The sequence below is a fragment of the Variovorax sp. YR752 genome, assembly GCF_943372545.1.
In genome coordinates this window covers 20,855-28,899 of record NZ_CALRZC010000093.1, presented here as the reverse complement: position 1 = coordinate 28,899, position 8,045 = coordinate 20,855, and the positions used below count along the sequence as shown (strand labels likewise).

Annotated in this window: 6 protein-coding genes; all 6 read left to right on the top strand. The window is 68.3% G+C overall.

Annotated features, from left to right (window positions below):
• The coding region (locus AAG801_RS21240; protein WP_341890145.1) for an MFS transporter at positions 1-581 on the top strand (581 nt) is incomplete at its 5' end.
• Positions 582-600: 19 nt separating this feature from the next.
• Positions 601-2,085, top strand: coding sequence for an NAD(P)/FAD-dependent oxidoreductase (locus AAG801_RS21235; protein WP_341890144.1), 1,485 nt, complete (start codon positions 601-603; stop codon positions 2,083-2,085).
• Positions 2,086-2,270: 185 nt separating this feature from the next.
• On the top strand, positions 2,271-3,707 hold the full coding sequence (locus tag AAG801_RS21230) for a PAN domain-containing protein (RefSeq protein WP_341890143.1): 1,437 nt from the start codon (positions 2,271-2,273) through the stop codon (positions 3,705-3,707).
• A 211-nt stretch (positions 3,708-3,918) separates the two neighbouring features.
• On the top strand, positions 3,919-4,428 hold the full coding sequence (locus AAG801_RS21225) for a sigma-70 family RNA polymerase sigma factor (protein WP_341890142.1): 510 nt from the start codon (positions 3,919-3,921) through the stop codon (positions 4,426-4,428).
• 81 nt (positions 4,429-4,509) lie between these two features.
• A complete protein-coding gene (locus tag AAG801_RS21220) occupies positions 4,510-5,526 on the top strand; it encodes a FecR domain-containing protein (RefSeq protein WP_341890141.1) in 1,017 nt (338 codons plus the stop codon).
• Positions 5,527-5,630: 104 nt separating this feature from the next.
• Positions 5,631-8,045 (top strand): TonB-dependent siderophore receptor, encoded by a 2,415-nt coding sequence (locus AAG801_RS21215; RefSeq protein WP_341890140.1) that lies wholly within the window; start codon positions 5,631-5,633, stop codon positions 8,043-8,045.

Here is an 8,045-nt window from a genome sequence, read left to right as displayed (position 1 = left end):
GGCAGCTGGTCGATCGTTTCGGGCCGCGGCTGCCGCTGGTCATCGGGCCGTCCATCGCGGCCGTGGGCTTTGCGCTGTTCGCGCTGCCGGGCGTGGGCGCGAGCTACTGGAGCGGCTTTCTGCCCGCCGTGGTGGTGCTGGGCTTCGGCATGACGGTGACGGTCGCGCCGCTCACGACCACGGTGATGAATGCGGTCGGGCCTGACCTCGCAGGCGTGGCCTCGGGCGTGAACAACGCGGTGTCGCGCGCGGCGGCAGTGCTGGCGATTGCGGTGTTCGGCGCCATCATGGCCTGGGCTTTCGACGCGGCGCTGGCCGAGCGGCTGCAGGCGATGGGTGCGTCGGACGAGGTGCGATCTTTTCTTGCGTCCGAGCGCGATCGGCTGGCTGCGGCCGGTGCACCACCAGGTGCCGATGCAGCGACCGTCGCTGCCGTGAAGCGCGCGGTGGCCGAATCGTTCGTCGCGGGCTTCCGCTGGGTGATGCTGCTGAGCGCCGGCCTGGCCGTGCTGAGTGCGGTGAGCGCCTGGCTGATGATCCGTCGCGCGCCCACAGCAAAGCCAGACAACAACAAGCCATGAGCCAGGAGACAAGCCCCCGATGCCACCAGAAAACCCGGCCGTCGCGCCGCCGCGTGTCGATGTCCTGATCGTCGGCGCCGGCCTCTCCGGCATCGGCGCCGCCTGCCACCTGCAGGCGCAGTGCCCAGACCGCAGCTACGCGATCCTCGAAGGGCGTGAACGCAGCGGCGGCACCTGGGACCTGTTTCGCTACCCGGGCGTGCGTTCCGACTCCGACATGTACACGCTCGGCTACGTGTTCCGACCGTGGACGCAGGCCAAGGCGATCGCCGACGGTCCGTCGATCCTGCAGTACGTGCGCGACACGGCGCGCCAGCATGGCGTCGACGACAAGATCCACTACCAGCACCGCGTGGTGCGCGCCGCCTGGTCGAGCGCCGACGCCTGCTGGACGGTCGATGCCGAGCAAGGGCCCGACAAGCAACTCGTGCAGTGGCGCTGCAACTTCCTCTTCCTGTGCAGCGGCTACTACCGCTACGAAGCGGGCTACACGCCCGAGTTTGCCGGCATGGCCGACTTCAAGGGCCGCATCGTGCATCCGCAGCATTGGCCCGCCGACCTGGACCACAGCGGCCAGCGCGTGGTCGTGATCGGCAGCGGCGCCACCGCGATGACGCTGGTGCCTGCGATGGCCCAAACCGCCGCGCACGTCACGCTGCTGCAGCGCTCGCCGACCTACGTGGTGGCGCGCCCGGCCGAAGACCCGATTGCCAACCGCCTGCGAGGCTTGCTGCCGGCGATGGCCGCGTACCGCCTCACGCGCTGGAAGAACGTGACGCTCGGCATGCTGTTCTTCCGCCTCGCGCGGCGCAAGCCGGCGCGCGTCAAACGCATGCTGCTGGGCGGCGTGCGCCACGCGCTCGGGCCGGGCTACGACATCGCCACGCACTTCACGCCGCGCTACAACCCGTGGGACCAGCGCCTGTGCCTCGTGCCCGACGGCGATCTGTTCGCGGCGCTCAACGCGGGGCGCGCATCGATGGTCACGGACCACATCGACACCTTCACGCCCAGCGGCCTGCGCCTGAAGTCGGGCTGCGAACTGGAGGCCGACATCATCGTCACCGCCACCGGCCTCGAGCTGCAGGTGCTCGGCGGCATCGAACTGAGCGTGGACGGCCGCCGAATCGACCCGGCGAGCACCTTCAACTACAAGGGAATGATGTACAGCGACGTGCCCAACCTGGCCTCGTCCTTCGGCTACACCAACGCCTCGTGGACGCTCAAGTGCGACCTGACCTGCGCCTACGTCTGCCGGCTGCTGAACCACATGCGCAAGCACGGCTGGCGGCAGTGCACGCCGCACAACGCCGGCCCCGATCTGTCGCCCGAACCCTGGGTCGATTTCAGTTCGGGCTACGTGCAGCGCTCGCTCGACAAGTTTCCGAAACAGGGCACGCACACGCCGTGGAAGCTGCACCAGAACTACGCGCGCGACATCGTGCTGTTGCGCTTCGGGCGTGTGGACGACGGGGTGATGGCGTTCTCGAATCGCGCGGCCTGATCGCTGCGTGACCGCGCTTCGTGACACGCCGATGTATAGCTCTGCTGAATACAACATCGAAGATTTTTGAATTGGATCGATGGCAGGCGGCGGTGATTTACTCCGCCCGGCGTTGCACTCACCGTGCGGAAGACGGTGAGGCAGCTCCCGGGAATCACCCCACGACCCTGTGATGAGGAGACCTCATGAAGTCATCGATCCGTGCATCCCTGGCGGGCCTGCTGTTCGCAGCGCTTGCAGGCCATGCAAGCGCCGCTTCGCTGGACGCTTTCGCGACCACGCCGAACGCGGCCATCTCCGGCAACAACATCGAGAACCTGACGCAGTCGACGCCCGAGATGTGCGCGTCGGCCTGCCTGGGCGCGCCACGCGGCGCCTGGTGCGTCTCGTTCGACTACAACAAAACGAACCAGAGCTGCGACCTGAGCGACAAGCGCGCCGCCGATGTGGGCGGGCTGAAGACCGACTACCCCGGCAACCCCTATGACCACTACAGCCTCAAGCCCGATCCGCTGAAGCCGTTTGCGCACACGGCCAATGCGGCCATCAGCGGCTACAACACCGAAGCCCTGCAGACCGTGACGCCCTCCGACTGCGCCAACGCCTGCACCGACACGAGCCGCTCGTCGTGGTGCAAGTCGTTCGACTACAACAAGACGCAGCAGCGCTGCGACCTGAGCGACAAGCGCGCCAGCGACATCGGCGGCCTGAAGACCGACTACGCCGGCAGCCCCTACGACCACTATTCGCTGATTGCGGGCGAGGGCGTTCCCAACCCCGTGCCCGGCAACAAGCACATCCTGCTGATCGGCCTGGACGGCCTGCGTGGCGACGCCATCCAGTGCGCGGGTTGCGTGCAGACGCCCGCGATGTCGGCGTTGATTGCCGGCGGCGCCTTCCACGGCAACGTGCTGGCGGGCGGCACCAAGCAGGCGACCGTGAGCGGACCCGGCTGGTCGTCGGTGTTCACCGGCTTCTGGGCCGACAAGCACGGCGTGACCTCGAACACGACCACCTTGCCGCTGAAGAAGACGCACGTGTTCGACCAGATCAAGGCCGCCTGGCCGACGGCCACGACGGCGGTCGTGGGCGACTGGTTCAACATCACCCACAACCTGCGCCCGGCGCTGGCCGACTTCGTGGTTGCCAACGCGGCCAAGAACTCGCAGCAGGCCACCGACGCGGTCAAAGGCTGGCTGAGCTGGAAGAACCCGCCGACGGCCATCTTCTACTACCTGCACAACGCCGACATCCACGCGCCGAGCTACGAGCCGCTCAACGCGTTCTACCAAGGCAAGATCGCCGGCGAAGACCAGCAGATCCAGCAGGTGCTCACGGCGCTCACGTCGCGGCCGAACTACGCGAACGAAGAATGGCTGATCGTCGTCACTTCCGACCACGGCGGCACCGGCAGCGGGCACGGCGGGCAGACGGCGGCGGAACGCAGTACGCTGCTGATCCTGAACAACAACCACCAGAACCCGCTCAAGCCCAGCTACTGCCTGGGCAACCTCGGGGGTACCGCGTTGACGCAGGTGGACGGCACGACGCCGCACATCCTGGACTTCCTGGGCCTGCCGAACACCACCGAAGGGCAGAAGCACCCTGCGTGCGGCAACTGAGGCCGGGCGAATCTGGAGAGGCGCGAAGGGGAGGGTAGCCCGCGCGCATGCCGTGCGCGGCAGGCGAAATGCCTACCCTTCGGCGATGGGCGGGTTGAACCCGCACATAATCTCGCGTTTTCTTTTGTTCTGAATCTCTCAGGTAGCCACGCCGTGTCGAAGCCAACCTGCCCCTGGACTTCGACCTGCCTTTTCCGGCTGTGGTGCGCCCGTGTTCGAACGCTATTACCGCGAGCTGCTGAGCTTTCTGTCCCGCAAGGTACCCGACCGCGCCACCGCGGCCGACCTGGCGCAGGAGAGCTACGTGCGGGTGTACGAGGCGCAGCGCACGGGCAGCGTGGTGCGCGACCCGCGCGCGCTGCTCTACCGCACGGCCCGCAACCTCGTCACCGACCACCACCGCCGCACCAGCGTGCGCGCGGGCGGCGACACGGCGACGCCGGATGAGGCACCGCCCGACGCCGACGACTGCATCGGCCCCCAGACCTTCGAGCCCGACGCCATCCTGTCGTCCAGCCAGGGCATGGCGGCCATGGTTGCGACCATCGACCGGCTGCCGCCGCGCTGCCGCGAAGCCTTCGTGCTCTACAAGTTCGACGGGCTCTCGTACGCCGAGGTGGCCGCGCGCATGGGCATTTCGGTGCGCACGGTCGAGATGCAGTTGCGCATCGCGATGGAGGCGTGCTGGGCGTGCCTGGAGCGGACCCGGGGTTCAGAGTGAGATGAGAGCCCACAGAACACGCACCATTACAGGGTTTGACCACGCTCGTGCGTCTACTCCCATAAGAACGATTTCCACGTCATGACCCTCACGTCGCCTCCGTCCGAAGAAGCCCAGCGCCTGCGACAGGACGTGCTGGACTGGTTCGTCCGCCGCCAGCGCGCGCACTGGGGCGCGAGCGAGGAGCGCGCGTTCCAGGCCTGGCTCGGCGCCGATGCGCGCCATGGCGCAGCTTTTCGCGAATGGGAGTCGCGCTGGCGCGCCTTCGACGCGATCGCGCCCGAAACCGTCGCGGGCTGGCGCAGCGGCTTCGAAGGCAGCGCATCGGTTGCGCCCACGCGCCGCGGTTTCCTGAAACCGGCTTTCGTGCTGGCCGCCTCCGGCATGGCCGTCGGCGCCGGCTACCTCGGGTGGCGCGAGGTGCAGGCTCAGCCCGTGTTCGAACAGGCCTTCGCCACCCGGCGCGGGCAGCAGCTCGAAGCGCCGCTGCCCGACGGCTCCCGGCTGCGGCTGGACACCGCCACCCGCCTCGAAGTGCGGCTGTTCCGCGACCGCCGCGAGGTGACGCTGATCGACGGGCAGGCGGTGTTCGCGGTGCAGTCCGATGCGAAACGTCCCTTCGACGTGCTGGCCGGTCCGCTGCGTGTGCGCGTGGTCGGCACGCGTTTTGCCGTGCGGCACACCCCCGGCATGCCGGGCGCCGACGGCACGCGGGTGTCGGTGGAAGAGGGCAAGGTGCGCGTGCTGCGCCGGGCGCCGGATGCGACGAGCGAAGTCTTCCTCACCGCCGGCCGGCAGGTAGAGAGCGATGCGCAGGGCGTGTTCTCCGCCGTCTCGGCCGTGCCGCGCGACGGCATCGCACCCTGGCGCGATCACCGCCTGAGCTTCGTCGACACGCCGCTGGCCCGCGCGCTGGCCGAGCTGGAGCGCTACGGCAGCACCGGCCTGGTGGTGAACGACCCGGCCGTGGCGGCGCTGCGCCTGAGCGGCACCTTCGATCCGCGGGACGCGCGCATGCTGCGGCGCGCCCTGGCCAGCGCCTTGCCGGTGCGGCTGAAGGAAAACGGCGCGGTCGCGGAGCTCGTGCCGGCCCTCTAAAACAAAAGAAGCAAAGAATTTTTAGTCGGCACTACGGGGATTCCGCCGGCTCGTGCGTCAGCCCAGATAGGAACCATTTGCATTCACTACCTGGAAGACGTTCGATGACGAAGCGCTTGATAACAAAGATGACACCCGCGCCGCTGGCCCTGGCCGTTGCATTGGCCCTGGCGAACGCGCCTTTGCTGGCCCGGGCGCAGGGCGCGCCACAGCCGATCAGCATCGCGGCCCAGCCGCTGGCCGAGGCGCTGAACGACTGGGCGCGGCAGACCCGCATCCAGCTCGTCGTGCAGCAGAGCCTGGTCGCGGGCAAGACCGCGCCGGCCATCTCCGGCAGCCTCACGGCACGGCAGGCACTCGACCGGCTGCTGGCCGGCAGCGGCCTGGCGGCCACGATGGAAGGCAACGCAGCCGTCATCAAGGCCGCGCCGGCCTCCGGCGGCACCTCCACGCTGCCGGCCGTGACCGTCATCGCCGACGGCGAAGAAAGCGCCACCGGCCGCGTGCAGGGCTACGTCGCCAAGCGCAGCGCCACCGGCACCAAGACCGACACGCCGATCATCGAGACGCCGCAGTCGATCTCGGTGATCACGGCCGACCGCATCGAGGCCATCGGCGCCACCAACCTCAAGGACGCGCTGGGCTACACGCCGGGCGTGTCGACCACCACCTACGGTGCCGATTCGCGCTACGACTGGATCTCGCTGCGCGGCTTCGACGCCTATTCGCCGGGCTTCTACCTGGACGGCCTGCCGCTGCGCAACAACAGCACCTGGGGCGTGTGGCGCACCGAGAACTACGGCGCCGAGCGCATCGAGCTGCTGCGCGGCCCGTCGTCGGTGCTGTACGGCATGAGCGGCCCCGGCGGGGTGGTGAACGTGGTCAGCAAACGCCCGACGGCAGAGCCGATTCGCGAGCTGCAGCTGCAGGTGGGCGACCACAACCGCAAGCAGGTGGCAGGCGATTTCTCGGGCGCGCTCGATGCAGACGGCAAGCTGCTCTACCGCATCACCGGCCTCGTGCGCGACGCGCAATTGCCGGCGGCCAAGGAAGCCGACGATCGCATGTACATCGCGCCCGCGCTCACCTGGAAGCCGTCGAGCGACACCACGCTCACGCTGTTGTCGCAGTTCTCGCGCACGCGCGGCGGGGTCTACACGCGCGCGCGGCCGCAGGTCGGCTCGCTCGATCCGACCGCCATCGGCACCCGCATTCCCTCGAAACTGTTCGTCGGCGAGCCCGGCTTCGACCGCTTCAATCAAGACCAGGAGATGGTCGGCTACCAGTTCGAGCACCGCATCAACGACACCTTCACGGTGCGGCAGAACGCGCGCTACGCACACCAGAAGCTCGACTACACGGGCACGCAACTGACCGGCTTCATGGCGCTGAACCCCGAGGTGCCGAACGATCCGATCAACTTCCAGCAGATGTCGCGCAGCGTGTTCGGCAGCCGCGAGAACATCGGCGCCGTGGCGCTGGACAACCAGCTGCAGGCCGACTTCCGCCTGGGCGAGACGCAGCACAAGGTGCTGGTCGGGCTGGACTACCAGCGCACGCGCATCGACCAGGTCACCTTCAGCGGCGGCAGCGCTTCGCCGCTGAACATCTACGCGCCGCGCTACGGCGGTCCGATCGCGTTGCCCGAGCCGTACTTCAACGGCATCAGCCGGCTCGCGCAGACCGGCGTCTACCTGCAGGACCAGATCAAGTGGGGCGACCGCTGGACGCTGACGCTCGGCGGGCGCTACGACACCGCCGACAGCACGGTGGACAGCCGCATCGACGGCTCGCGCCAGCGCATCCGCGACCACAAGTTCACCAGCCGGGCCGGCCTGGTCTATCTGCACCCGAGCGGTTGGGCGCCGTACCTGAGCTACTCGGAGTCGTTCGCGCCCACGGCCACCATCGACCCGGTGTCGGGCGACCCGTTCAAGCCCGAAAGCGGCAAGCAGTACGAGGCCGGCGTGCGCTACCAGCCCACGGGCAGCAAGGCGATGTACAGCGCGGCCATCTTCGACCTGCGGCGCAAGAACTACATCAGCTACGACGCCGAATTCATGCCCAAGCAGACGGGCGAGATCTCGGTGCGCGGCCTGGAACTCGAGGCCACGGCCGAGATCGCCTCGCGCCTGAACCTCACGGCGTCATACAGCTACACGCCGCGCGCCATCGTCACGGCCAGCAGCAAAACGAGCGAGATCGGCAAGCAGTCCACGGCCGTGCCGCGCCATCGGGTGTCGGTGTGGGCGGACTACCGCTTTGTCAACGGTGTGAAGGTGGGCCTGGGCGCGCGCTACACGGGTTCCAACTACGGCGACGGCGAAGCCGCGTGGCCGAGCAAGGTGCCGGCATCGACGGTGTTCGACGCCATGCTCGGCTACGACATCGACCGCTGGAGCCTGGCGCTGAACCTGCGCAACCTCACCAACAAGACCTACTTCGCGAACTGCGGCTACCGCAACTGCTACTACGGCTATCCGCGCACGGCGACGGCCACGGCGACCTACCGCTGGTAG

Coding starts and splice junctions, on each gene's coding strand:
- AAG801_RS21235 (WP_341890144.1), top strand. CDS start 601: ATGCCACCAGAAAACCCGGCCGTCGCGCCGCCGCGTGTCGATGTCCTG.
- AAG801_RS21220 (WP_341890141.1), top strand. CDS start 4,510: ATGACCCTCACGTCGCCTCCGTCCGAAGAAGCCCAGCGCCTGCGACAG.
- AAG801_RS21215 (WP_341890140.1), top strand. CDS start 5,631: ATGACGAAGCGCTTGATAACAAAGATGACACCCGCGCCGCTGGCCCTG.
- AAG801_RS21230 (WP_341890143.1), top strand. CDS start 2,271: ATGAAGTCATCGATCCGTGCATCCCTGGCGGGCCTGCTGTTCGCAGCG.